We start from the raw sequence: 25672 nt of genomic DNA, 5'->3' as shown, positions 1-25672 counted from the left end.
TTGGGAATTGGGAATTGGGAATTATTAATTACGAATTGCGAATTACGAATTACGAATTATGTTTAAGTCTTTCACGAAGCTTGACTACTTGCTCAAGGAAACTTTCCTCGGTTTAGTGCGGGGGGGTTGGATGAATTGGGCGGCTGTAAGTACTGTTACGGTATTATTATTTTTATTTGGTTTGAGTTTGCAAACCTCTTGGCAAGTTGAAAAACTCCTCTATCAATTCGGTAGTCAGCTAGAAGTATCAGTTTATCTCGAACCGGATGCACGGACTGAAAATATTGAGCATCTGATCGCCAAAATGCCAGAGGTTGCGGCGATGCAAAGCATTACCAAAGAGCAAGCTTGGACTAAGTTAGTTAAGGAAATGAGAATTTCTGATATTGAAGGCGCGACTCAGCAGCTGGGTGAGAATCCTTTGGTTGATGAGATTAAGGTAAAAGCGCGTAATTCTCAAGTTGTACCAACTTTAGCAACGCAACTGGCTAAATTGCCGGGAGTTGAGACGGTGGAATATATCGATGAAGCAGTTAAACGCATTGCCCAGCTACACCGAGGGCTGAACTGGATTACTTTAACAATTACGATTATTCTGACCTTAACAGCGATCGCAGTGACTACAACCACAATTCGGCTGATTGTCATGGCGCGACGACAAGAAATTGAAATTATGCAACTGGTGGGAGCAACTTCTGCATGGATTTACCTGCCGTTCATTTTACAAGGAATTGCTTTCGGTTTAGTTGGCGGTGCGATCGCTTGGAGTTTCATTTCTGTGATTCAACAGTTTCTCGGTAAATTGCTAGCCAATCAACCTGAATTTATCCAAGTTATCACCAACGGCGTGCAACTCACTCCAGCCCAAATTTTACTATTACCCTTAATTCTCTTGAGTTTCGGTGCAGCCGTAGGTTTAATGGGAAGTCTATTTGCAGTCCGACGTTTTGCTAAAAGTTAGTTATTTGTCATTTGTCATTTTAAAAGAACAACTGAAGTTTTGGATTTAATGAATATTAAATTATATCGTGTCCCCCTAATCACTTACGATATGTCATTGCGAGTGCAACGAAGTGAAATGAAGCAATCTCTGAACCCCTGCGATTGCTTCTCTTCTCTACGAGAGGCTGCGCCAACGAGACACTCCGCGAACACCTCCTCCGCAATGACCAATGATATCATGTTCGACTTAATACTTATGTCATTGCGAGCGTAGCGCGGCAATCCCAAACCTTTGCGATTGCTATCTCTACGAGACGCTACGCGAACATTCCACTTCGTTGCATTCGCAATGACATATTGTGAGTGATTTGCCGAAAATGATATGACAAATGACAAAATAATTATGAAATCGCAATGGGAATGTTTTCTGCAAAATCTTGGTGTATGGGAAGGTTCATTTACCAATTTTTCTCCCCAAGGTACGCTTTTGAAGGATACTTCTAGTCGCCTTTCGTTGGAAGGTTTAAACAATAACCAGACAGTACGCTTAACTCTGAGCCGTTTGGGAAAGGATGATCTAATCAGAGAATTTATGTCTGTGGGGGGAGGCTTGCTATTTTTTGAAAATGGTTCCTTTTCTGAAGGTTTAATTCAGATCGGGCCATTTTCGGAATTTGGTGGAGAACTTGCTTTTGTTCATGAAAATCGCCGCTTACGTCTGGTGCAACTGTTTGATAAAAATGGTCAGCTAAATGGATTAACTCTGATTCGAGAACATCTAGCTGGAACCCCAGCAACAGAACGTCCACCTTTGCAGATAAATGATTTGTTGGGAGAATGGCGAGGAAAATCGGTGACAATATATCGAGATTTGCGATCGCCTGATATTTACTCTACAACTTTGAAAATACAACTTGATGATGCTGGGCAATTAATTCAAAGTACCTCTTTTGGAGAACGTACAATTACCTCAACTGCTACCATTAAAGGTTCCATCATTCTCTTTGACCAAGATCCCGAAAAGCAAGTACAAGTATTATTGTTACCTGACGGTGCTTCTGCAACTTCTCCCCTCAAGGTGCAGTTACGTCAACCCTTATTTTTGGAAGCGGGTTGGTTAATTCAGCCAAACCTCCGCCAGAGGATGATTCGCACCTATAACGATAAAGGCGAATGGGTTAGTTTGACATTAGTTACTGAAGAAAAAGCTTAAAGGTTTTTAGGTAGTTTCACAGTAAATAAAGTACCTTTCCCTACTTCAGAGGTGACATTAATAGTTCCTGCGTGCCCTTCTACAATGCGGTGGGATAGATGTAGCCCTAAGCCACTACCGGAACGTTTATGTTTGCCTTGGCGAAATCGCTCGAAAATTGTTGCTTGATCTTCGGGCGCGATCCCGTATCCTGTATCTTCTACCTCAATTGTTACCGAATCTGGATTTCCTGAATCGGGTGGTGTTTCAAAAATGCGGAGTGTTATACCTCCTGTATCTGTAAATTTGATGGCATTTGCGATCAAATTGTTTAGCACCCGCCTTAGTTCCAAGCGATCGCCCATAATCAAACCAGCATTTTTGCTCGCTGAGTCTAATTTACTGGTGTCTATTGTTAGAGTCAAACCTTTTTCAAGGGTTAAAGGGCTTAGTTCGCCGACTACTTCTTGAGATATCTCACGTAAATCGCATATCTCCCAATTCAAGGTTTTTTTACCTGCTTCAAAGCGATAGACTTCTAACAGAGTATTCACCATGTCCATCAAATTTTGGTTACTGCGAATCATAACTGCGATCGCCTGTTTCATTTCTGGCGAAATTTTGCAGAATGTTTCCATCTCAAATAAACTCAACATGCGATCGGCGGCTACTAAGGGAGTCCGCAAATCATGAGTCAGACGGGAAACAAAGTCTTCCCGTTGACGGGTCATTTTTTGTTGTTCGTCTAGACTATGCTTGAGACGTAATAGCGATCGCACCCTTGCCAATAGTTCATCAGTATCAAATGGTTTCCGAATAAAATCGTCAGCACCAGCATCCAAACCATCGACAACGCTGGATTCGTGAAAGGCAGTAATCAGCAGAATTGGAATATAAGAGATTGCAGGATTCTGCCGAATCCGACGTGTGACTTCATAACCATCCATTCCCGGCATCATTACATCTAACAAAATCAGATCCGGCGGAAATTGTTCAACTTGCTGTAAAGCTTTTATTCCATCTGAAGCTAAATCAATTTTATACCCCTCACTTTCTAAAATTGTTTGAACCAAAATTAGATTATCTCGAATGTCATCAACTGCGAGGATGCGATAAATTTTATTATTTTCAACTACAGACATAACTTATCAATTTTTATTAGTTTTTGGAAGGAAAATTTATATTTTAAATTTAGGATATCTTATTGATGCTTGCCTAGATTGAGAAGATTGATGTGAATTTTTAGCGGAGTAAAAAATTCCCTCCTCATTTAACGGTGTTGGAGGATCATCTGCCACATTCGTTAATGGAATTTGACGTGGCAATTCAATTTTAAACATGGAACCAATACCTAATTTGCTCTCAAGAAAAATTTTGCCGCCCATCATTCGCACTAGTGAATCTACAATTGCCAAACCCAGACCGGTACCTGGATATTTGCGAGTGATACTTTGATCAACTTGGATAAATGCTTCAAAAATACGTTTAAAATCTTTAGATGCTATTCCAATCCCTGTATCCCGAACAATAATTGTTACTCGATTTGCAGGTAATTCTTGAACTTCAACCCAAATTTCACCAGACTCTGTAAACTTAATGGCATTGGAGAGCAAATTAATTAAAATCTGTTTGATCCGAACAGGATCATTAACAACAAAAGGATTTTGTAAATCTGTTTGCACAAATAATGATAGCTTTTTGGCATCAGCTAGGGAACGCATTTCACCTACAACGAGATTGATTATTTTTGATAAATCAAATCTTTCCGCCTTTAAGTCTAATCGTCCTACTTCCAGCTTGGAAAAGTCGAGAACTTCATTGAGTAACATCAGTAAATGCTTTCCATTATTCAAAATGCGCTCAACCATATCTGTTTGCTGGTGAGTTAGTTGACCAAACTTAGGACGCAAAAGGATTTGCGAAAAACCGATAATTGCATTCATCGGCGTTCTAAGTTCGTGGGACATAGTGGCTAAAAAATGCGATTTTAGCTGCGATGTCTCTGATAACTTAAAGTTTTGTATTTGAATATGTTGCTGTTGTTTCTCCAATTGCTGGATCTTAAGAATGAGTTCCTCTTGTGCCAAAGTTGCCTGCATTTCCGCCCAATAAACTCGAATTGCACTTCGCAAAACCTGTGCCAAGTTTTCTGGAGATATCCTAGACTTAGAAAGATAATCTGTAGCACCAGCTTTGATTAATTGCACAGCAATTTCTTCATCTCCTTGATCGGTTAGAACTACTAAAGGAACTTTAATTTTCGAAGAACGTAACTGTTTAATTAAGGTTAGTCCATCCTGGAGTGGTAAGCGATAGTCGAGGAAAACACAATCATAACTACTAGTGTTTAAGGCAGAAAATGCATCATTGCTATCACTCACTTCAGACAGTTCCATTGGAACACCTGCTTCGGTCAGGGCGCGACGGACTGCCATTCTGTCTATTTCATCATCGTCTACTACCAAAAGTTTCAGCGTCTCTTCCATCGGTTTTTCTTTTTGCCGCCAAACAGATATTGATGTATATCATTTCTTTTTTCAGATTATCCAAATAAAGAATATAAGATTTTCGGCATCTAAAATCTGTAACTTGATTTACTAAGACATTTCGCACAATCCAATATTTAATAAACTAGATATTATATATTGAGCGTTACATCATAATTACAAAATTAAAGGCTTCAGGACAAATGGCTTCCAGTAAATTAGCCATTCACAAACCGAAAATTTTTGCTCTGATTTTTGCTCTGAAGATAATAAACAACGTTTATTCAAGTAAAATAAAATACTTTACTAAGTTTAAGACAATTGTAAATGAGTAAGCAAGCGCCCGTCCTCAGTCCTTGGTGAGAGTTGCATACCATTATCGTGTACCATAAGCTTGAGCAGTTTTAATCTTCGGATTGATTAAACTAAGTAAATCAAAAAATACTGCTTAGTTTTATGTATAAATTTTAAATAGTCTTACCTCCTTGAGCTTAGGTAATTTTATAAGCGATCGCAGTCTCCCACTGTTCGGAAAATTACCGAAACCCTACCAAATTTAAATGCCGTCTCATTTCCTTCCATAAGAATGTCCGTCGGCTCCATCAACCTGATGAATCCAAAGTATTTGCTTAAAAATCCCTCAAAACCGTCGTTCATTCTCTCGGAAGGCAACTTTGACTTTTTGTCGTTTGCCTGTTTTCTTAAAGTTAATAGTAATTAACTAATGTTACATGGCAACAGAAAGCTAAATTTTGAGCAAGAGGGCAGCAATTTTGCATTAGGTTCAATATTTCATACTTTTTGTCCAAGTATCCATATATCTTCAGCTAGATATGTCCTCTATCTAAAATATGAAACAGTAGTATATTTGTTATTTCTATCGGTGGATGCAGAGTGGGTGAAATATCATCTATCTTTGGTTTGGGAAAATAAATATAGATGCGCTTACAAAAGGTAATATTTTGAAAGATGCAAACAGCATAAGAGCGAGTGTAGCAATGAGTGAAATTAGCATTATTTTAATTGAAGATCATGACTTAACACGAATGGGGCTAAGAGCGGCATTGCAGGCTCACAGCGCATTGAAAGTAATTGGCGAAGCAGCAAATGCTACCCAAGGGTTAAAACTTTTGGAATCGGCAAAGCCAGATGTAGCTGTTGTAGATATCGGTTTGCCTGACATGGATGGTATTGAACTCACCCGTAAATTCAAACGCCAGCAAGCTGAAAGTGGGCAAACGGCAACCAAAATTCTTATCCTAACAATGGATCATACAGAAGATGCGGTACTTGCAGCGTTCGCGGCGGGCGCTGATTCTTATTATATGAAAGAAACAAGTATCAGTAAATTAACTGACGCTATCCAAGCAACTCACGGCGGTAACTCTTGGATCGATCCGGCAATTGCCAACGTGGTATTGCGGAAGATGCGACAAGGTATTCCTGGAGATAGCCAAAGTTCTGATAAACCGAAAACTGTAAAAATTGAGGCGTTGGCATCAGAATACGAGCAAGTTTTGGAAACATACCCCTTAACTCAACGAGAATTGGAAATTTTAGAGTTAATTGTAGCTGGCTGTAGTAATGGTCAAATTGCCGAGAAACTGTATATTACAGTTGGTACTGTAAAAACCCATGTTCGTAATATTCTAAATAAATTATGCGCTGATGACCGTACCCAAGCTGCTGTGAGGGCCTTACGTTCTGGGTTGGTAGCATGAGGATTGCCCGGTAGTGAGTAGTGACTAGTAAGTAATGAGTAATGAGTAATGAGTAATGAGTAATGAGTAATGAGTAGTGAGTAGTGAGTAGTGAGAGAGATAAGGGAGTGAGGCACAAGAATTAATAACCAATGACAAATATCTGTTCAAAATCGTTCTTGTAAACATTCTGCAATGCGTAGTGCGGCTCCTGGTTTACCCATGCGTCGCAGTCCATTTTCGGCAATAATCTGCAAAATATCAGGATCTTTGAACAGAGACTGTACAACCTTCGCTACTTCTACTGGCTGATCAATTAAAATTAAAGATGAGCCTAAAAGACGACTTTGAGCTTCAGCAAAGGCGCGGGTATATTGGGGCCCATTACCGGGAATCGCGATCGCAGGTTTCCCTAAACCGATAAACTGTTCTGTGGCTGTACCCGCCATTGCGATCGCAAAATCTCCTAAATGCAAGCAATCGTTATAAGCTTTTTGAGTTAACAGTAAATATGCATCTCTTTGTTTAAATGTCAAGATATTTGGATCGGCAATTTTGATAGGAGATGCTGATTCCATGCGCCAGCCTTGGGATTGCACGCTTCGGGATAAAATATTAGAGTCTAAACCAGGAGCGATCGCACCTAAAAAGACCACTGTGCCAGAAGTGTAGAATACTGAATTTCGCTCTTGGAAACTTGCCATTAACGCAGATACGGCAATCATAATTGTTTCCCAGTTGTTGTATGCCTCTGGCGGACGGGAACCCGGAAGAAGAGTCACCATCAAAGGTCTAACTGTTTCCTGCTGTTGACTATCTCGACTATAAAATTGTTGGCGCGAAAAAGTTGGTTGCAGACCATCCATCATTGGATTACCCAAATTAAAAGCAGGAATTGGCCATTGTTTTAATGTTTCCGTCGTCAGCTCATCTCTAGGGAACACCGCCTTACAACGGCGACGACTCATTAACCAACGTTCCCAAGGATGGTAAACTGAACCAGAAAAGTTTTCCCAACGCCTCTCTTTAGAGTTTTGTGCTAATAATCCAGCTTCATCGCGCACATGATATTCAGATTTCGCCGTACCCACAAAAGCATAATTAGCGCCACTAAAAGTTGCAAATAATAGCGGAACAATATCTCCCACAGCTAAAATCGCTCTTTTATTACCTAATTTTTTTTGAGAACTCACCCATCGGCGGACAGTTTTAATCTGGCTGAGGGTAAGTTGCAATAAACCACCGCGCACATCCCGCGCTAATTGGCGGCCATCCATGTAAATAAAGCCGCCAGAAGGCATACTGCGGACTGAACCGATGAGAGGGATATCTAACTGTTGGTAAGCATGTCCTTCACCCACCAGAGGTAAAGCAAATATCTCTGGTGGGTTTGATTGTTGTTGGAGTTCTTGCAAAATCCGAACTGCAATCCCATCTTCCCCATGACCATTACTTAATACAAGTAACCGTAAAGGAGAATTTGCAGCTTGGGAGTTAGAAGCTAAAGATATGCGGGATACATTATTCATAGAAACAAAATATCAAAATTCACTGTCTATTTGGGTAAGAAGTATAAAGGAAAATCAGCGAATTAGCGGGAAGTTAATAGTATCGCTATTTCTTTGCTTTCCTACAAATAACACCAAATTCGGCAAGGATGTATTGTTTAAAATTCTTAGAACAGCTTTTTAATCAACTATTTTAGAGAAGGTAGTGTGTTGTGATTTTAATCGAATTATTACCCCCCTTAATCCCCCCTTATAAAGGGGGGAAACAATAAAATCCAGTTCCCTCCCCTTTATAAGGGGAGGGTTAGGGTGGGGTAAAAAAACTTTGTACATCAATCATGACTTTTCAAACATCCTCTTAATCCAAAATTTAAAATCTAAAATCCAAAATTGATATAACTCCCAGTTAATTAGGTTAAATATTATGCGCCTTTCTGCTACTGCAATTTTTACTTTAGCTACTTTAGCTGCTGCCAATGCCACTCAGCAAGCAACGGCTGCATCTGCTAAAACCGTTACTCCAACTGCAAAACCTGGGAACTTAGTAGTGCCGATAATTGAAGACACTCCCGCACGGATAGAGACAATTGCTTCCCCAGAAACTATAGTTGCACAACAATTTTCTCAAAATCCCGTTGCAGTGCAAGCAGGTGCAAGCAAAAACTCCCCAGTAATCTTAAAGTCAGCGCAAGAGGTAAATTCCCAACCCATCCTCCCTATTTCTCCCGCCTCCCCCAAAAAAACTACTAATGAAAGCACTTTAGTAGTTACAGCTACAGATGTACAGGTAGTGGGAGCTAATCAAGAATTGCAGGAGATTATTCGCAAAGTCATTAAAACCCAGGCGGGTGGAGAAACCAGCCAAAGCCAGCTACAAAAAGATGTAGCGGCAATTTTGGATACAGGTTTATTTAGCAATGTCAGTGTAAATAGCTTTAGCACACAGGCTGGATTGAATGTAGTTTATCAAGTGCAACCGGTGATTGTGCGATCGCTGCAATTATCTGGTGCAAAAGTCCTCACCTACCAAGTAGCCCAACAACGTCTGCAATCTCAAATTGGAACCACCATCAGTCCCGCAGCACTCCAGCAAGGAGTAGCACAAATTAACAAGTGGTACGCCGACAATGGTTATAATTTGGCACGAGTGCTATCAATTAAACCCAGTTCTCAAGGCATTCTCACTGTAAATGTTGCTGAAGGCTTGGTAAGTGAGATCAAATTTCGCTTTGTCAACGACGAGGGTAAAACCGTTGATAGCAAGGGTAATCCGGTGGGAGGACGCACCAAACCAGATTTTCTCCAACAGCAACTCAAGCTAAAACCTGGTCAAATATTTCAAGAAAATGTCGTTAAACAAGACATCCAACAGCTATATCAGACTGGTTTATTTCAGACTGTAAATGTCGCCTTAGAAGGAGATGCGACAAAACTTGATTTAGTCTACCAACTTAAAGAAACCGGGGCGCGTGGTGTTAACGTGGGTGGGAGTTACAATGCTGATCAGGGATTAACAGGCACAATAAACTATCAAGATCAGAATGTCGGCGGTATTAACGATACTTTAGGTGTGAATCTTGCTGTAAGTAGCCGCGACTTGCAGTTTAATAGCAAATTTATCAGTCCTTATCGGACAACAAACCCCGATCGCTTGGGGTACACTGTAAATGGTTTTCGGAATCGGGAACTTTCAGAAACCTTTGATGATAAGATTAAGCTAGCTAACGGCGACAAAGTGCGGGAAGGTCAAATTGGCGGAAGTGTCAGCTTACAGCGACCAATTGACGACTGGAATACCTCATTAGGATTAAACTATACCCAAACTAGTATTCGCGATCGCCAAGGTAATATTACTCCAAATGACGCGCAGGGCAATCCCCTCTCCGCAAGTGGCACTGGTATTGATGACCTAACTACCGTATCCTTCACCGCCACCAAAGACCAACGAGATAATCCCCTCAATCCAACTCAAGGTTCCGTTTTGAGTTTGAGTACAGAACAATCTGTGCCCATCGGTCAAGGTAATATTTCCCTAAATCGCCTCAAAGCCAATTACAGCCAATATTTACCAGTCCAATTATTTAACACCAAACAGCCACAAGTATTTGCTGTGAATCTGCAAGCTGGTACTGTCCTCGGTAATTTACCACCCTACGAAAGCTTTAACTTGGGTGGTTCCAATTCAGTGCGCGGTTACGATTCTGGAGATGTGGGAAATGGGCGCAGTTATGTGTTAGCTTCCGCAGAATATCGTTTTCCCGTCTTCCCAATCGTCGGCGGTGTATTATTTGCCGATTTTGCTTCAGACTTAGGCTCCGGTGATACTGTACTAGGAGATCCGGCTGGTGTGCGGGACAAACCAGGTTATGGTTTTGGTTATGGGGCTGGAGTGCGAGTAAATTCACCACTAGGCTTAATTCGGGCTGATTATGGCATTAATGACCAAGGAGAAAGCAAAGTGCATCTAGGTATAGGTCAGCGATTTTAACCGGATTGATCACAAAAACTTTTAGCGTCTCATAGAGAGCGTCTTCATTCTGACTCCTGAATTCTGACTTCTGAATTCTTCTTCAATGACTCTCGCGTTATCATCTGAAAAAGATAAAACTCTGGCGATCGCAAAAAGGTTATTTATCACTTGGAGAGTTCCAACAACTAAATCATCTCGTAAAATGGACAGGCGGAAACCCTGCTCTATAAAATATGGGAAAATTTTTTGGAAATCCGTCAAGACTCAGGACTCGCTACTTATCTGCTCACTCAGGATTCAGGACTCTTTATGTTAGCAGGCACAATTTTGCAGGATGGAAAATACACCCTAATTCAAGAAATAGGGCGGGGTGGCTTTGGTATTACCTTTAAAGCTACCCATCACTACTTAGGTCAGGAGGTGGTGATGAAAACCATCAATGAACGGCTGCGACAACATCCTGATTTTGCGAAATTTGAGCGCCAATTCCAAGACGAAGCCAGACGATTAGCTACGTGTATCCACCCAAATATAGTTCGAGTCAGTGACTTTTTTGTGGAAGCCGGACTACCTTACATGGTAATGGAATACATTCGTGGCGAAACCTTGGGAGACGCATTTGTATTACCAGGAATAACCTTACCTGAAGCCACAGCAATTCATTATATCCGGCAAATTGGGGCAGCTTTGCAGGTAGTACATAACAATGGTTTGCTACATCGGGATGTCAAACCAGATAATATTATCCTTCGTCAAGGAACCCAAGAAGTAGTATTAATTGATTTTGGCATTGCCAGAGAATTTAATGGCAGTGTCAGGCAGACTCATACTGGTTTAGTTTCTGAAGGCTATTCTCCCATTGAGCAGTATTTGACACAAGCGCCGCGCACACCCGCCACGGATGTTTATGGTTTAGCGGCAACCTTGTATGCACTATTGACAGCACAAGTACCGATGCCAGCATTATTGCGCGATCGCGAACAAATGCCTTCCCCGCGCGAATTGCAACCACACTTGAGTGCTGCTGTCAACCAGGCAGTAGTGCGCGGGATGGCGGTGGAGTCTCGTTTTCGCCCAGCGACAGTTGCCGATTGGTTACAACTGCTACCTGGAAATGAGGGGAATCTGTCACCGCAAGGCTTAACAACTTATGCAGTCCCAACTATCAATTTATCTGCCCAACAAGCTGCAACTGTGCTGGGTAAAACTCCCCAAAATCGCCTTCATAACCCGTCTGCGGTGGCGCAGCCCAACCCAGGTATCGCCAAGGAAAATGTACTGACTAAAAAACCTAGTTCATCAATATTTATTGGGATCGGTGTAGCCCTAGTTGCTGCTACAGCAGGCTTTGGCATCACTAGCATCTTACCCAAATCTCAGCCACAGCCAACTGCAAAGCCGCTTTTTGAACAGCCAACTCAAGAGCCGGCCGCGAAAGCACCTAGCTTTGAGAATCGTGACACCTCAAGAACCGAATCAGCACCTGTTACTAATTCCAAGCCGCGCCGACGTAATCGCCGTTCTTCCCCCGAAGAAACTCCCAGCAGCCCTACAGCAGAATCACGACGCGACGATTTGGAGCAATCCGCACCTTCTCCTTCACCTAGCGTTTCCCCCACACCCTCGCTAGTGGAGAAACTACGGGCAATCCGTTCATCTCGGAGCGCTTCCCCTACACCATTGCCACAAAATAACTCACCCACATCTAATCAGAATTCTGCTTCCCCTCAACCGATAATTCCGCCAAATTCTGTTGTTATACCAACAGCGCCACCCACACAATCCAAATCAGATCCTTCGGCTGTAGTAGTACCAACACTGGAAAAGCAAAATTCACTGCCTGATAACCAACCCCAGAACGAGCAGAAATCTCAGGAAAAGCTACAAGATGACAATAATTAATCAATTTTAGATTTTGTCTTCAATCTGACATTTATTTCCTTTTCTTTCTGTACAACAACTTCTCCCTTCTTATTAATCTTCACCGGATTTTTGGGAAAAGCTTGATTATTCAAAGAACGCATAAGTTTCACAGTCCGAAAATGTTGATCAATTTGAGGGATTCCTTGGCGATTCATCCGCACAGGAATGATTTTACTTGATACCAAATTTCCCGCAGAGTTGAGTTTAACTTCTAAAATCATTGAGTCACCCGTCTGGGCATTTGTAGATAAAGTTCGATAACCTAGAAAGTTCCCTAAAGAATAGGCAATGATTTTTCCCTTATAAATTTCCATCGCTCTCGGAACATGAGGCCCATGCCCTAGTACTAAATCTGCTCCTGCATCAATCATGTTGCGAGCAAACTTGATGGAATTACCTCGGTTTTCTCCATAAAAAAACTCTGTCTGATTCTTAACATGCAGTGCCCCCGTTCCTTCGGCTCCAGCGTGCATCGATACTACTACAATGTTTGCTTTATTTTTAGCTTTTGCTATTAGTGCTTTGGCTGCTCCTAAATTATGAATAGAATTATACATTTCATAAGGAGAAAAACCTACCATTGCCACGGGGATATTGTTAGCTTTCAAATAGAGAATTTGATTTTTATGACCTAATGTTGCGATGCCCACAGCTTCAAGATTTTTCTTTGTATCTTTGAAGCCTACCGGGCCGAAATCCATTGCATGATTATTCGACATATTAAATACATTAAAACCAGCTTCAGCAAATAGCCGAGCATATCCAGGTGGAGAGCGAAAAGCAAAGACTTGTCCTCGACTAATATCTTTGGTAGTGTAAGGATAATTAGTTAAGCTACTTTCAAAGTTACCAAATAAGATATCAGATCCTCGCAAGTGAGTTCTCACTGACTTTGGTAATAATTGATCTCGAAACCGGGGTAATCTATAGTTAGGAAAATTAGTGCCGGGAATAATATCTCCAACGGCTTTAATAGTAATAGTATCTGTTGGCTGTTTTGGTGTTAGTAGCGTAGGTTTAGGAATAGCAAGCGGTAATGATACAGGTTCAGTGGGTGTAATAGCAGCGTTTAATTGCTGTGATTGCCCAAGCCGAATAATGACTCCTACACCAATTCCTACATATAAACAGATACCAATAAAACTAAATGGAAGCGCTCTTTCCAAGCTGAGATTTGCCATCGTTCACTCCTCACACAATGGGATTAGTTTATCCCAAAAATCTGTGCGGCTGTATACTTTAGTGCCTTTTGTGGCAATATTTTACTCAGAAAGTACGGAAATGCAATCTTGTTTTACCTGCAAATAATCATACTTGCCAGATATCAAGCCAAACACCATTGGTTTGTCCTGTTGTTTAGAAATCTTTTTCAACGGAGAGGGGGGGATTCGAACCCCCGTTGGGTTTCCCCAAAACGCATTTCGAGTGCGTCACCATGAACCGCTCGGACACCTCTCCAGGTATTTTCCACACATTCGAATACTTATTCTATATCCAGATGTCGTGAGTTAAGGGAAATGTTACTGCATTGCCTATAATACTATAACATTACTCTCAATCACGCGATCGCTTCAGTCCTGATTTTCGCGCCCTCTCTTCAGTACCCTCTTCTGCAAAAACTGCCTCTACTTTTCTTCAATGAAGCAAACTTACCTTTTCAAATACTACTGTTTTTCGATATCATTACAGTAATTTAGGTTTACCTAAAGCTACCCAAACCTTTACTACCTGCGATTCATGGTAGTAAATTACACCTTTTTTCCTCACCTATATGCCTGTACACCGATTCATTTAAGAACTTGCTACTTAACTCCAGAAATACTGCAAAGACAAGCAATAGAAAAATGGAATGGTAAGTTGCCATTAATTGTAAGTAAGGACACTCCAAAATTGTTAAATATGAGTGAACTTTTAAAATTTGATTAGTTCAATAATTTGCTCTCTACTCAAAGGCTCAGATACCCGAATTATTCGAAAATTCGGGTATCTTTTTATTCTACAGAAACGTGATCAACTAAATTAACCGTTGGGGAATAAAATAGGAGCATCGATAATCTTCAACTGGATCAATAATATAATTACAAGGGTATAAGCTGTTGAAGAAATTAGACCAGTGAATAATTCTTTTTTGAGGTTATGCTCTTTAGGTTCTTTTTGAAAAATATCCTTAGAACCAAATTGGATCAAGAGAATTCCTACAATATTAGAGAGCCAGTATCCGATAATTGAACAAGGTATAAGTAATTTTGGGGAAAGTAAACTACATACATACCCAAAACCATAAGCTATTGGCAGATTGAATAGTAAATCATTCCACCAACATAGTGGTGAAACAAAAGAAAGTTTAAATAATAATAGCTACAATAAAACTAGTGAAGTAGTTTATTAGTAAGATGACGGATTTAACTTCAAATAACACATTTTTAATAGCAGGAATTGTTTTTATAACGATTGCCGTTATCGGACAATCTAAGTTAGGGTTTGTGGAAATTAATCCCGGTTGTTTTGGGAGATTTTTGGCTCTATTTATTGGTATTTCAAGCTTATTTTATGCTCTGGGATTACTCACATTTTCAGCCGAAACCTTTGACTTATTAAGAACTTCTCTGACAGAACAAATTAAACAAAGTATAAGTTCAGTTAATGACCTTTTACAAGGCTCATAATAGGTCAGAAAAAACTATTTGGGAGGTAAAGCTGCATCGAAGTCCCGCGTTTTTAGGGAGATTTTAAGAGGGTATAAAAGTCTTTCAGCAGACAGAATCTCATTCCTTATTTAGCAACTTTCTTTCTTCAGGAAGTAAGGTAGTTTCATCCTTGGGTAGTTCGCTATCTATGGATTTGACTGTAGTTATATATGGTTTGATAATTAGACTAACACCAATTGTCCAACCTAATGCAACCATCCAACCTGCGAGAATGTCACTAGGAAAATGTACTCCCAGATAGAGGCGACACCAGGCAATAGCTATTATGTATAAGCTACCCAGGGTGAGAACCAACCAACGCCAGGAGCTAGCCCAAGTTAAGAATAGCAAAATTGCTACCAAAGTTATACTCGTCATGGCATGACCACTAGGAAATGCAAAACTAGACTCAGGTGCAATAGACTGCCACAATTGGGGACGCACTCGATGCATTAATTCCTTTGCTGTGCGATTGATGATTGTACTTCCCAGTGAAGTGGTGAGTAAATAAGCTAGCGATCGCCAGCGTTTTTGTAGTAATAATATAAGTGCGATCGCACCCAAAATCGGTATTGCCGTCCAAGGCATACCAATTATAGCCAGTGCCATTGCTAAAACATCTAACTGTGGGTTGGCTGTAGAATGAACTGCCAACAAAATAGGCACATCCCACGGCAAGCTTGCTTGATTTTCCCATATCTTCACTGTCAGGATTTCAAATACCTGTAAAGGTAAATAAACTCCTATCAAGAGGAGTAAAAGCGATCGCCAACGAGCAATTAACAGATTTTTGAGAAAAGAAAGCGGTGATTGACTTTCTTGATTAACTTTTTTCACTGTTTACATATAAGTTGCTTGTGATTCATTAATGTATAATTTTTTGCAAATTTCATCTATCAATACTCATAAACATCAAATAAATTTAATAGTGCTTTGGGACTTCCAGAAAATAAATTAAATTATCCAACTTACTCAAATAATATATATTTTCTTCCTCCCCCTGCTCCCTGCTCCCTGCCCCCTGCTCCCTGCCCCCTGCTCCCTGCTCCCTGCCCCCTGCCCCCTGCTCCCTGCTCCCTGCTCCCCTGCCTACACCGCGATAGGATATTTTTTTAGTTGGAATAGTTGGAAGTCCCTTTTATAGGGACGCACATCTGTACGCCCCTAGTGAGAACTATTTAGCAGCGAAGTAGGCTTCTAACGCTTCAGAACCACCAATTAATTTACCATCGATAAATACTTGAGGCACTGTTGTCGCCCCTGTAACTGCTCGTAATGAGCGGGTGGTGACATCCTTACCCAAAGTAATTTCTTCGTAGTTAATGCCATGTTCCTTGAGCATTGCTTTCGCACGCGCACAGAAGGGACAACCCACTTTCGCAAACAGAGAAACTACTTCGGGCTTCACTGCTTGGGGATTGATGTATCTGAGCATTGTTTCAGCATCGGATACCTTAAAGGGATCTCCTGGCTCATCTGGCTCAATAAACATTTGGTTAATTACACCATCTCTTACCAGCATAGAATAGCGCCACGATCGCTTCCCAAACCCTAAGTCTGATTTATCTACCAGCATACCCATGCCTTCAGTAAATTCACCATTCCCATCGGGAATCAGTGTAATATTTTCTGCTTCTTGATCCTTTGACCATTCGTTCATCACAAAGGCATCATTGACAGAAATACAAATAATATCATCGACACCATTTTCTTTGAAAATCCCAGCCAACTCGTTATAACCAGGGAGATGAGTCGATGAACAAGTCGGAGTATACGCACCTGGTAAGGAGAAGACAACCACTGTCTTATTAGCAAACAATTCATCGGTTGTCACATCCACCCACTGGTTGTCCAGACGAGTATGAAAAGTGACATTGGGAACTCTTTGTCCTCGGCGATTGGGGAACATAATTTTCCTTCCTGAAGTAATCAATTCCAGTCATAACCTAGCATGGGAGAACTAGTATAATGTAATTATCAATCAGCTAAGAGACTTCATTAATGAATGGAGCGATCGCTGCGACAAATTCAGCAGTTGATTCATAAGGCAAAACATTACGTCCATTTATTTTTATACCTCTACTTTGAGGAAAACAGGCGAGGTAGTTACCCAAGCGCTCGTCTGGCGTTTCTTTTTTATTATTTTGGCTAATACTCGATGCAGTTTCCCCCATAACTGCTAATGTTGGTTGGTGAATCGAGGCAATAGAGCTAGTATAATCTTGTCGCCAAAACCCTGCTAAAAAAGAAAACACTGCATGACGACTAGCAGGATTTTCTGCACCTGCAACTAATGTATTCAACCACTCTGCATCTACAGCACTCTCAGAAGCAAATAGTTGGCGAGTTGAGAAAGAACGTAAAAACTTAGGAGTGCGTGCATAGCGATAAAAAGGAATCCCAAAAGGGGAATCTAACACATTCCAAATAAATTTTTGCTGCCATTCTGGTGGTTTATTTGTCATCAAAGCCCACGTTGGAGGCCCAGCAAGTACAAGCTTGGAAATTAAGTTTGATTCCTTTTGGACTAATGCGATCGCAACTGGTAATAATGCTCCTTGTACAACTACAATTACAGGTTGACGTACTACTGTTTGTAAAAAGTACTGCAACTGTTCTGCCCAATCACTAGGAGTATAAGCTATATGAGGCATATCACTCTCACCACACCCTAGTAAATCAGGGTTGTAAATTGAATTGCGCTGACCGGAATTATACCATTCACGACAAAATCGCTGCCAAAATTGTCGGGACAATCCCACACCAATAGGATGAATTAACAGTAGGGGAATACCCTCAGATGTTGTGTTTGTCGGTTGGTGAATTTCGTAGGCACAACGATAATTTTGCCAAGTGTAAAACTGGCTAGGAGATGCTGTCAAGTTGGTTGTATTAGTCACAGCAGATGGTTGCATAATTCCTAGTTATAATACTTGCTAAAAAATTATCTGTGGATGAATTAACTGGTATCCAGCCTCTTTCAGCTTTTCATTCGATACCCAAGCATTATAGGGGCGAGTACTCTTAATAGAAGTATCCCATATAACTTTGGGTAAATTATGTTTTTCAAATAGACTATCTAGCAAGTCTCGGCTGGTGAGATGTGCATCATCTACTAGATTATAAATCCCTTGCAAACGACGGTGACGGGCAAATTCTATTGCAGCAACAATATCATCCAGATGAATCCAATTTGTGATATCTTCGCCGCCGGGACGGTTTGTACCCGAATATCTACCGAATATTTTCAGCAGTTCCCTACCAGGGCCATAAATTCCTCCTAAACGGAAGATACAAATGCGGAGATTTTCGCTAGATGCTGATAATAATATATCCTCTGTTTTACGGAGAACTTGAGCATTTAAATTAGCGGGTGCAAGTGGTGTTTCTTCATCTACCCAGACACCATTTCTGTCACCATATACGGCATAACTACCCGTATATATTAGTTGTTTGACACTTTTACTATGCTGTAAGCATGAAACTAAATTCTGGGCAGTTTGTAGATATGTTTCTTCATAAGCTTCCGCACCTTTTGCACCAACACTCAAGAGTACAACATCTTGATTGTGCAAAACTGATTTTAGACTATCTAAATCATTCCCGCAGGTAACGACAACCTTTTGGGATACTGATTGTAATGTAGAGACACGCTCAGAGGAAGTTGTGGTTGCAGTGACAACAAAATTCATTTTTTGCTGCCAATATTGAGCAACTTGATAACCAACATAACCACAACCAATGATTGCAACGTTCATGACAAATTAGACACAAATAAATTAAACTACCAGCTGATACACTATTTTCAATTGATAAACTGGACGTAAATAAATTTAACCGTCCAGAACTAACAGTCAATAGTACAAAAAATTTTACTTAATGCTAATGACTATTTTGCTAGTTCTTTTTCAATTATGGCAATTATTTCTGCTGAATTTGGCTGGACACTGCTATTAAATCTAGCTATCACTTTACCTTGTTTATTAACTAAAAACTTTTCAAAGTTCCAAGCAATAGTTCCTGTTGGCTCAACGGCTTTGGTAAGTCGCTCATAAAGTGGATGCTGCTGTGAGCCTTTTGCATGGACTTTATCGAATAGTTCAAAGGTAACACCATATTTACTCGTACAGAATTGCACAATTTCTTCATTGCTTCCTGGTTCCTGCGCTCCAAAATCGTTACAGGGAAACCCCAAAATCCTTAATCCTGCTTCGCCATACTTCTGGTTCAACTTTTCTAACCCGTCGTATTGAGAAGTATAACCACAGTAGGAAGCCACATTCACAATTAAGAGTACCTTCCCGGTATAGTCGTTTAATTGTTTATCCTCGCCGTTGATGGTCTTGACTGTGATATCCGAAATTGCGTTACTCATCTTAAATCTGATTTATAGGGAATATTGCCAAGTCTCCCATATTACAGGCACTCTAAACGCAATTTGTTGAAGGAAATTAGGTTTGTTAATCTTATTTATTAGTCCGATTCTGTTTAACTCAGGTGAAATGGGAATTAGTGTACTTCAATCACTTGAAAAGCGCTATAAGATAGCGATCGCTTATCAGTTTACCCTTGTAACCAGATTTACTTCTCCTGTAAATAGCTCGACTAATCCGCTATCTGACAAATCTGCGTTACTTCTAATACATTTTTCGTTGCAGAGATCAATTATCGATTACAGCCATTAGTCGCTTTTAAGGAGATTCTCAACGTAGCTCCCAAGAAAGTAACGAATAATTAACTCTTCGTATAAAAAATTAATGAAATTAGGTGTTTTCCGATATTAGCTTTGGAAAATACTTAGCCATAAAAGATATGGTTGCTTTATTTGCTGCCTCAGAAGCTATTTTCTATAACTTAATCAAAAAATGTATTTTACGATACAGTTTTTTGGTTGTAGTCAATAGAAGATCATTCAAATTTATCCGTTTAGGAATAAATTCACCAAGGGTAAAAAATAAGTAGTCTCATAATTTCTGTGGAAGAATGTTTATATTTTGTTAGGTATACAACTTTTGGACGTAGTTGCGATCGCATCTCTCACCGTCGCCTTTAGCTTTTTAATGTTCGGTGGTCTGAAAGCACTAGGACATCTACGTATCAATTCCGAAGCCAATCGCATTAGGATCGATGCTTACGAACATGGTGCGTCACTATGGACTGATGTTTATCCGCTCAAGCAATTTATTGCAGAAGACGAAAATCGCACTAATACTCCTGAAGTTAGTCCAGTAGATAAAGAATAGAGCCAACATCACGCTTTTAGCTGAAAAACAGTCTTTTACGGTAATTACAATGCATATTTTCTAGATTTTTTGTGACTGACTCCCCTATTTTGGTTGACACGATGAAGACAATTTTACACAATTTACCCGCTATGATTTTTTTTAAAAGATTAAAGATTAAGTGAAGGAGACTTGACTATCTCAGAATAAACATCATAAATTTCTTAAGAAGAACTACAAAAAATATTTACAAATGTACCAATAGTTTCTTAAACTCCTATGAAGGTTATTTGAATTTCTGATTTTTAAACAAGTGGTCTAAAGGAAAGATACTAACTTCGGACACTAGTTTTTTCTATTCAACCTGTTTTTCCCCTTTTTTAAGGATGGTTTGGAGGATGATGTTCAAATTTATGTACAAACAAAAATCAAAAACAAAAAATAGGTATCAATCTAGAAGAAATTACGCTGTAAATTCACAATCCAACTCCAAAGGCCAGTTATTTAATCTAGCAATTAAACGGCTATCTCCCAGTTGGCAAGCTTGTCTACCTATAGCTTGTCTAATTGTGTTGGGTTGGGGTTATGCCGCAGTTGCCCAAACTCCAGCCGCAGGGCCTACGACAGCAGAACTGAAAGTTGCTCTTGACACTCTGTGGGTTGCGATCGCAGCCTTTTTAGTGTTCTTCATGAATGCTGGTTTTTGTATGTTAGAAACCGGCTTTTGTCGCCAGAAAAACGCTGTCAACGTTCTTTCCAAAAACTTGATTGTATTTGCTCTGTCCAGCGTTGCATTTTGGGTCATTGGTTTTGGCTTAATGTTCGGTGATGGCAACGACTTCATTGGATTGAGTGGATTTTTCTTAGGAGGAGCAGATAACAGTCCCGCCACAGCAGACGCTTATAAAGGTGTATTCGGTGCTCTTAATTGGGCTGGTGTACCTTTAGCAGCCAAGTTTTTATTCCAGCTAGTATTTGCTGGAACAGCAGCAACAATCGTTTCTGGTGCAGTAGCCGAACGGATTAAGTTTGCTGACTTTTTAATTTTTAGCCTCTTACTTGTAGGTATTCTCTACCCCATTACCGGACATTGGATTTGGGGTGGTGGTTGGCTAGCAGATAGAGGCTTTTGGGATTTTGCCGGTTCTACAGTGGTTCACTCTGTAGGTGGCTGGGCAGCTTTGATGGGAGCAGCATTTCTTGGGCCTCGTCTTGGTAAATATCAAGGCAAGCAAGTTGTGGCTTTTCCCGGTCACAACATGAGTATTGCTACCTTGGGCTGTCTGATCCTGTGGTTGGGCTGGTTTGGTTTCAACCCCGGTTCTGTGATGGCTGCCGATCCTGGTGCGATCAGTCACATTGCTCTAACCACTAACATGGCTGCTGCTGCCGGTGGAATTGCTGCTACTATGACAGCTTGGTTGTACTTAGGTAAACCAGACCTGTCAATGATTATCAATGGTATTTTGGCTGGCTTGGTTGGGATTACAGCACCTTGTGCTTACGTAGGTATTCCTGCTTCTTTACTCATTGGCTTCATTGCTGGAGTACTGGTAGTTTTCTCTGTAACATTCTTTGACAAACTTGGCATTGATGACCCAGTGGGAGCTACCTCAGTTCACCTAGTTTGTGGTATCTGGGGAACTCTAGCAGTGGGCCTATGGTCTGTTGGCCCTGGTATTTATTCCTGGTATGCACTTGGCCCAGAGAAAGGTTTATTTGCAGGTGGTGGCTTTGGACAGTTCGGTATTCAGCTACTGGGCGTTGTCTCAGTAGGCGGTTTCACCGTTTTAGTGAGTAGCATTTTTTGGCTAGTACTAAAAGCTACTTTAGGTATTAGAGTCTCCAAACGAGAGGAACTAGAAGGTTTGGATATCGGCGAACACGGTATGGAAGCCTACAGTGGATTTCTCAAAGAAGGTGATGCAACTGGATTTTCTGAAGAAGAAAGCTCAATTGGGAAATTTTAGCTAAAGCAAAAATTCTTCTCATCACCGAAGAGGCAGGGGGAAGGGGAGCAAGCCCTTCTCCTCTGGGTGTGGAGCAAAGCGGAACATGGGTATGAAGCCCCGTCCTTCCAGGACACAAGACTTGGGCAAAGTACAAGCTCCATCTCAGCCTCTCCCCCCTGCTCCCTGCCCCCTGCCCCCTGCTCCCTGCCCCCTGCCCTCTGCTCCCTGCTCCCTGCCCCCTGCCCCCTATCCCCTGCCCTAAAAGCAATGGGATATTTTTATTTGGAAGTCCCTTAGTGGGACGGTGAGGATGTGAACGAATTATGTCACGATGAATCTGCGCGATCGCAATAAAAGTCAAAAATCATTTTGCTGATAAAAATTTTATGGTCAAAGGGTTGAGAGTTAGTATGCTGCTATTGGCAGTTACGGGAAATCTGGTATGGCCATTTAGTGCCAAGGCAAATTTTAACGGCAAACTCACTGTGGAAATTGATGGCTTGAAGAATAAACAGGGACAAGTGTGTGTCAGTATATTTGCTAGCAGTGAAGGGTTTCCTAGCGATCGCACTCGTGGCTTACAAAAGCAGTGTACCAAGATTACTAACACTCCCTTACCCATTACCTTTGAAAACTTGAAAGCAGGTAGTTATGCAGTTGCTGTCTTCCACGATCAAAATAATGACGGCACTATTAATAGTAATGGTCTTGGTATACCAAGCGAAGGCTTTGGATTTTCTAGCAACCCAGAAATTCGCACAGGAGCGCCTAAATTTAGCGAAGCAGCATTTTTAGTAGCAGGCCCGAAAACTAATATCAAAATCCAGTTGAAATATTTTTAGGTTTCTTCTCGTGAATCGTTGTGTGAATCTCCTGCTAAACCTTGTTGTTCTGGCAACCCACGCATTCGATTCATCTGAGTTAAAGCATATCGTGCTGTTGCTTGCACTTCTGCATCTGGATCATCTAACGCATGGCGCAACATTTGACTCATTTGACCCATCATGTCATAAACGCGCGTCAAGTCACGGATCGCATTCTGCCGTACTTGTGGACTTTCATTTTGCATCGAAATTGCTAAACCCCGATTCATCGGTTTAAGCGTGCGGATGCCAATTTCTGCCAAAGCTGCCAAAATCAAGCTGCTTTCTTGAGAATCAGCATCAATCATCAGGTCAACTATATGCTGAATAGCCCGCGAATCTCCCTGCTGACCCAAATCCCAAATAGCCTTGCGCCGCTTTGTTGGATCGGGACTGCGTAAGTCTTGAATTAATTCGTCAACAATATTAAGTTTAGCTAGGCGGGAAGTTTTTTCTGGTAGTAGCAATTGTGTGGCAGGTGGTGGCGTAGCTATTTGTAGAGTAGTTATAGCCTCTGGTAAGGGTGGTGTTATTGGGTCTTTGTCAGCTTCACTCAAACTTTTAGCATTCGATATTTCTGATTGCGATCGTTTAACCTCACGAAACCGCCTCAGCAGGTAAATAAGTGCGCCAATAATTCCTATAACTCCGATGGTAAATATTATCCACCAGATAAAACCTCTCTCGTCGGTTGCTTTGGGTGTTGTAGTTTCTTTGGAAGTCGAAACAGGAGAGGCAATAATTGGAGAAGCAACAATCTTATTTTTGGACTCTATTGCTGCTTGCAGTCTCTCCTTAGTTGCTAGACCGGCAAGACCATCTACTTTTAAACCATTTACTTTCTGGAATTGAGCGACAGCAATTTCCGTACTGGCGTTATACTGTCCATCTACTACGCCTTTGTAATATCCCAGCTGCTTTAATTGGGTTTGTAATCTCTGCACATCTGATTTTCGACTACCATATCTTAAAACAGCCGGAGTAGCAGTAACTCTCGAACTAGCTTGTGCAAGTTCTAAAATTTTAGGCGCTAGATTAGGTGTGGCTGTACTTGCGCGATTTGGGTAAAAACCCACGCAAGAAATACAGGTAAATATCAGAATTGAGGAACGGCATAGCCTCATATTAAAAGTTTCAGCCTGAACGTGCTTTTGAAGTATTCGATACCACAATACCTTTTAGATGAGCAAATGTTAACTGTCATTAGGTATTGGGTATTATTTATTTTCCCTCATCTCCCGACTCAATTACGAATTACGTACAGACCTTTGGGCATGAAAACCGCGTAGCGTGCCGGAGGCTCTATTACGAATTACAAGTTAGGGTCAGGTTTCTGGTTCAGATTCTCTAACTGCTAGGCTTACAGTATTCAATTTTTTAGTAGATGAATCTAAAACTGGTTGCTGTATATTTGCTATTTCGCCGACAGTAACTGTGTCGTTTGCCGCCGCTAAAGTATCACGCTGGTTAATGAGATAGATGCTGATTAAAGTTAGGAAGACACCTACCCACTGCAACGGGCTGAGGACTTCTGAAAGGAAGAGATTACCAAACAGTAGAGCAAATACGGGTGTCAGGAAGGTGAGGGAACTAAGACTGGTGAGACTGCCACTAGAGGCAAAGTAGAAGAATAACCCATAAGCGATCGCACTGCCAAATACGGTAGCATAACCCAAAGCCACTAAATCAGATGCTCCCAGATTCTCCCACTGCTGAGATTCAACAACTGATGAAACTCCCCATAGTGGCAATCCACCCAAAATCATGTGCCATCCCGTAGCGGTTACTGGGTCAGCATGTCGGCACACAAACCGAATCAATACTGTTCCCACAGCCATTGATAAGGCTGCTAACAGCATCAACCATTCGCCGCTAGCAAACAAATCTTGCCAGTTGCCAATTGTAATATTTGCGCCTGAGTCGAGAAAATGTAAAATCCACTCATCAGGTAAGCCAATTAAACTAATACCTGTGACTCCCAAAGCTAGCCCCAGCCATCCCCAAAAACCAATGTGTTCTTGAAATAGCCACAATGACAGCAAAGCGACAGCTAAAGGTTGCGAGTCAATCATCACAGACCCTAATCCCGCACTGGTTCTGACTAATCCCTCTGCCAAAAAGCCTTGAAACAGCGTCCCATCTATTAGGGCAAATAAGGCAATCCACAGCCATGCAGCCCAACCTTTGGGTTGAGGTTTACCCATAAATGCTGCTGCTATCAGAATTAACATCCCTGCTGGTATCAAACGCACACCTGCCATAAATAGCGGTGTGGTGTGGGGTATTACTCCTTTCATGGCTACCATTGCCGTCCCCCATAGGAAAAAGGGGGCAATTAACAAAAGGGGAGCGAAGGGAAATCGAGATGCACTGAGTTTCAGTTGCATGGGTTTGCTGATGCCTTTGTTTAACAAGCGCAAAAATTGCTTTACCCAATTTTACCGAATTATGTAGTTTTGCGTAGGCATAGCCCGTCGTTCGCGTAGCGTCTCGCAGAGAAGACATCGCTTCTGGCGGGTGCTTTGTACCTTCAAGCTCTAGGACTTACGCGTTGACAATAAATACCAAATATGAATCAAGCTTGAAAACCATATCTTTCGTAAGGGCACAGCATTGCTCATTGGTGTCAACTTAAGCTTAAATGCTTATTCCACAGGCGTTTTACCCCCCTTAATCCCCCCTTGTCAAGGCAGGGCTGTTTCATTCCATGAGATGAAGGAGTTTGTC

Annotated in this window: 21 protein-coding genes, 1 tRNA gene and 2 pseudogenes; 10 read left to right on the top strand and 14 right to left on the bottom strand. The window is 41.2% G+C overall.

The window, feature by feature from the left end; all coding sequences use genetic code 11:
- Window positions 1-58: 58 nt before the first annotated feature.
- Window positions 59-961: an ABC transporter permease gene (locus tag VB732_RS28585; RefSeq protein WP_323234245.1), complete on the top strand. Its 903-nt coding sequence runs from the start codon at window positions 59-61 to the stop codon at window positions 959-961.
- 384 nt (window positions 962-1345) lie between these two features.
- Window positions 1346-2155, top strand: coding sequence for a DUF3598 family protein (locus VB732_RS28580; protein WP_323234244.1), 810 nt, complete (start codon window positions 1346-1348; stop codon window positions 2153-2155).
- Here VB732_RS28580 and VB732_RS28575 read toward each other — a convergent pair.
- The 3 genes from VB732_RS28575 to VB732_RS28565 all read right to left on the bottom strand — a co-directional run bounded on the left by VB732_RS28575 (window position 2152) and on the right by VB732_RS28565 (window position 5277).
- Window positions 2152-3276, bottom strand: a complete 1125-nt coding sequence (locus VB732_RS28575; protein WP_323234243.1) for a HAMP domain-containing sensor histidine kinase — start codon at window positions 3274-3276, stop codon at window positions 2152-2154. The two genes, VB732_RS28580 and VB732_RS28575, sit on opposite strands and share 4 nt — an antisense overlap.
- Window positions 3277-3312: 36 nt before the next feature.
- Window positions 3313-4620, bottom strand: a complete 1308-nt coding sequence (locus VB732_RS28570) for a hybrid sensor histidine kinase/response regulator (RefSeq protein WP_323234242.1) — start codon at window positions 4618-4620, stop codon at window positions 3313-3315.
- Between the two features lie 501 nt (window positions 4621-5121).
- Window positions 5122-5277: a hypothetical protein gene (locus VB732_RS28565; RefSeq protein WP_323234241.1), complete on the bottom strand. Its 156-nt coding sequence runs from the start codon at window positions 5275-5277 to the stop codon at window positions 5122-5124.
- Between the two features lie 341 nt (window positions 5278-5618).
- On the opposite strand from VB732_RS28565, the gene VB732_RS28560 reads away from it, so the two are divergent.
- Window positions 5619-6341, top strand: coding sequence for a response regulator transcription factor (locus VB732_RS28560; RefSeq protein WP_323234240.1), 723 nt, complete (start codon window positions 5619-5621; stop codon window positions 6339-6341).
- A gap of 146 nt (window positions 6342-6487) precedes the next feature.
- Here VB732_RS28560 and VB732_RS28555 read toward each other — a convergent pair whose 3' ends face one another.
- On the bottom strand, window positions 6488-7849 hold the full coding sequence (locus VB732_RS28555; RefSeq protein WP_323234239.1) for a lipid-A-disaccharide synthase-related protein: 1362 nt from the start codon (window positions 7847-7849) through the stop codon (window positions 6488-6490).
- A 403-nt stretch (window positions 7850-8252) separates the two neighbouring features.
- Between VB732_RS28555 and VB732_RS28550 the strand changes: the two genes are divergently transcribed.
- Together VB732_RS28550 and VB732_RS28545 are read left to right on the top strand one after the other, a co-directional pair.
- Window positions 8253-10316 (top strand): outer membrane protein assembly factor, encoded by a 2064-nt coding sequence (locus tag VB732_RS28550; RefSeq protein WP_323234238.1) that lies wholly within the window; start codon window positions 8253-8255, stop codon window positions 10314-10316.
- A gap of 291 nt (window positions 10317-10607) precedes the next feature.
- Complete coding sequence (locus tag VB732_RS28545; RefSeq protein ID WP_323234237.1) at window positions 10608-12200, top strand: serine/threonine-protein kinase; 1593 nt, start codon at window positions 10608-10610, stop codon at window positions 12198-12200.
- Here VB732_RS28545 and VB732_RS28540 read toward each other — a convergent pair.
- A complete protein-coding gene (locus VB732_RS28540) occupies window positions 12197-13402 on the bottom strand; it encodes a CapA family protein (RefSeq protein WP_323234236.1) in 1206 nt (401 codons plus the stop codon). The genes VB732_RS28545 and VB732_RS28540 overlap by 4 nt on opposite strands.
- Window positions 13403-13594: 192 nt before the next feature.
- Window positions 13595-13679 (bottom strand) — tRNA-Ser (locus VB732_RS28535).
- A gap of 348 nt (window positions 13680-14027) precedes the next feature.
- Here VB732_RS28535 and VB732_RS28530 point away from each other — a divergent pair.
- Window positions 14028-14147, top strand: a pseudogene (locus tag VB732_RS28530) (prohibitin family protein); the annotation flags it as partial.
- A 93-nt stretch (window positions 14148-14240) separates the two neighbouring features.
- Here VB732_RS28530 and VB732_RS28525 read toward each other — a convergent pair.
- Window positions 14241-14555: pseudogene (locus VB732_RS28525) on the bottom strand (hypothetical protein); the annotation flags it as partial.
- Between the two features lie 59 nt (window positions 14556-14614).
- Here VB732_RS28525 and VB732_RS28520 point away from each other — a divergent pair.
- Complete coding sequence (locus tag VB732_RS28520) at window positions 14615-14887, top strand: hypothetical protein (RefSeq protein WP_323234235.1); 273 nt, start codon at window positions 14615-14617, stop codon at window positions 14885-14887.
- A gap of 99 nt (window positions 14888-14986) precedes the next feature.
- On the opposite strand, the gene VB732_RS28515 is transcribed toward VB732_RS28520, so the two are convergent.
- From VB732_RS28515 to VB732_RS28495, 5 genes are all read right to left on the bottom strand, one after another.
- Entirely contained in the window at window positions 14987-15745 is a 759-nt protein-coding gene (locus VB732_RS28515) for a phosphatase PAP2 family protein (RefSeq protein ID WP_323234234.1), read from the bottom strand.
- A gap of 337 nt (window positions 15746-16082) precedes the next feature.
- A complete protein-coding gene (locus VB732_RS28510) occupies window positions 16083-16817 on the bottom strand; it encodes a redoxin family protein (RefSeq protein WP_323234233.1) in 735 nt (244 codons plus the stop codon).
- Between the two features lie 76 nt (window positions 16818-16893).
- Window positions 16894-17823: an alpha/beta hydrolase gene (locus tag VB732_RS28505; RefSeq protein ID WP_323234232.1), complete on the bottom strand. Its 930-nt coding sequence runs from the start codon at window positions 17821-17823 to the stop codon at window positions 16894-16896.
- Between the two features lie 21 nt (window positions 17824-17844).
- Entirely contained in the window at window positions 17845-18666 is an 822-nt protein-coding gene (locus VB732_RS28500; RefSeq protein WP_323234231.1) for an SDR family oxidoreductase, read from the bottom strand.
- Between the two features lie 131 nt (window positions 18667-18797).
- Window positions 18798-19283: a glutathione peroxidase gene (locus VB732_RS28495; RefSeq protein WP_323234230.1), complete on the bottom strand. Its 486-nt coding sequence runs from the start codon at window positions 19281-19283 to the stop codon at window positions 18798-18800.
- Between the two features lie 619 nt (window positions 19284-19902).
- Here VB732_RS28495 and VB732_RS28490 point away from each other — a divergent pair.
- From VB732_RS28490 to VB732_RS28480, 3 genes are all read left to right on the top strand, one after another.
- Complete coding sequence (locus VB732_RS28490) at window positions 19903-20151, top strand: hypothetical protein (RefSeq protein ID WP_323234229.1); 249 nt, start codon at window positions 19903-19905, stop codon at window positions 20149-20151.
- A gap of 392 nt (window positions 20152-20543) precedes the next feature.
- Entirely contained in the window at window positions 20544-22100 is a 1557-nt protein-coding gene (locus tag VB732_RS28485; RefSeq protein ID WP_323234228.1) for an ammonium transporter, read from the top strand.
- 368 nt (window positions 22101-22468) lie between these two features.
- A complete protein-coding gene (locus tag VB732_RS28480) occupies window positions 22469-22924 on the top strand; it encodes a DUF2141 domain-containing protein (protein ID WP_323234227.1) in 456 nt (151 codons plus the stop codon).
- Here the strand turns inward: VB732_RS28480 and VB732_RS28475 are convergent.
- Together VB732_RS28475 and VB732_RS28470 are read right to left on the bottom strand one after the other, a co-directional pair.
- Window positions 22921-24069: a peptidoglycan-binding protein gene (locus VB732_RS28475; protein ID WP_323234226.1), complete on the bottom strand. Its 1149-nt coding sequence runs from the start codon at window positions 24067-24069 to the stop codon at window positions 22921-22923. The genes VB732_RS28480 and VB732_RS28475 overlap by 4 nt on opposite strands.
- A 201-nt stretch (window positions 24070-24270) precedes the next feature.
- Window positions 24271-25332, bottom strand: coding sequence for a DMT family transporter (locus tag VB732_RS28470; RefSeq protein WP_323234225.1), 1062 nt, complete (start codon window positions 25330-25332; stop codon window positions 24271-24273).
- Between the last annotated feature and the right edge of the window lie 340 nt (window positions 25333-25672).

Source organism: Nostoc sp. UHCC 0252 (assembly GCF_034931145.1).
Taxonomy (GTDB): domain Bacteria; phylum Cyanobacteriota; class Cyanobacteriia; order Cyanobacteriales; family Nostocaceae; genus Nostoc.
Note: the sequence above shows the minus strand (reverse complement) of the source record. Positions and strands in the feature narration are given on the sequence as shown.